The organism is Bacillus sp. COPE52 (assembly GCF_003355115.1).
Taxonomy (GTDB): domain Bacteria; phylum Bacillota; class Bacilli; order Bacillales; family Bacillaceae_G; genus Bacillus_A; species Bacillus_A toyonensis.
Genome location: NZ_CP031292.1, coordinates 5,605,515 through 5,606,708 on the forward strand (window position 1 = coordinate 5,605,515; position 1,194 = coordinate 5,606,708).

At 50.8% G+C, this 1,194-nt stretch carries 1 rRNA gene (cut by both window edges); it reads right to left on the reverse strand.

Going from position 1 to position 1,194, the window contains the following annotated elements:
• Window positions 1-1,194 (reverse strand): 23S ribosomal RNA (locus DPQ31_RS29145) (it extends past both window edges: 1,618 nt to the left, 491 nt to the right).

The following is a 1,194-nucleotide window of genomic DNA, read 5'->3' on the forward strand; positions in this document are numbered from 1 at the left end:
ACGATAAGCGGATTTGCCTACTTATCAGCCTAACTGCTTGGACGTGCACAACCAATCGCACGCTTCTTCTATCCTTCTGCGTCCCTCCATTGCTCAAACGATAAAGAGGTGGTACAGGAATATCAACCTGTTGTCCATCGCCTACGCCTGTCGGCCTCGGCTTAGGTCCTGACTAACCCTGAGCGGACGAGCCTTCCTCAGGAAACCTTAGGCATTCGGTGGACGGGATTCTCACCCGTCTTTCGCTACTCATACCGGCATTCTCACTTCTAAGCGCTCCACCAGTCCTTCCGGTCTGACTTCACTGCACTTAGAACGCTCCCCTACCACTGATACCATTGGTATCAATTCGCAGCTTCGGTGGTGTATTTAGCCCCGGTACATTTTCGGCGCAGAGTCACTCGACTAGTGAGCTATTACGCACTCTTTAAATGGTGGCTGCTTCTAAGCCAACATCCTAGTTGTCTAAGCAACTCCACATCCTTTTCCACTTAATACACACTTTGGGACCTTAGCTGGCGATCTGGGCTGTTTCCCTCTTGACTACGGATCTTATCACTCGCAGTCTGACTCCTAAGGATAAGTCATTGGCATTCGGAGTTTGACTGAATTCGGTAATCCGATGAGGACCCCTAGTTCAATCAGTGCTCTACCTCCAAGACTCTTACACTTAAGGCTAGCCCTAAAGCTATTTCGGGGAGAACCAGCTATCTCCAGGTTCGATTGGAATTTCTCCGCTACCCACACCTCATCCCCGCACTTTTCAACGTGCGTGGGTTCGGGCCTCCATTCAGTGTTACCTGAACTTCACCCTGGACATGGGTAGATCACCTGGTTTCGGGTCTACGACCACGTACTAAACGCCCTATTCAGACTCGCTTTCGCTGCGGCTCCGTCTCTTCAACTTAACCTCGCACGGGATCGTAACTCGCCGGTTCATTCTACAAAAGGCACGCCATCACCCATTAACGGGCTCTGACTATTTGTAGGCACACGGTTTCAGGATCTCTTTCACTCCCCTTCCGGGGTGCTTTTCACCTTTCCCTCACGGTACTGGTTCACTATCGATCACTAGGGAGTATTTAGCCTTGGGAGATGGTCCTCCCAGATTCCGACGGAATTTCACGTGTTCCGCCGTACTCAGGATACATTCAAGAGAGAACGAAGTTTCGACTACGGGGTTGTTACCCTCTA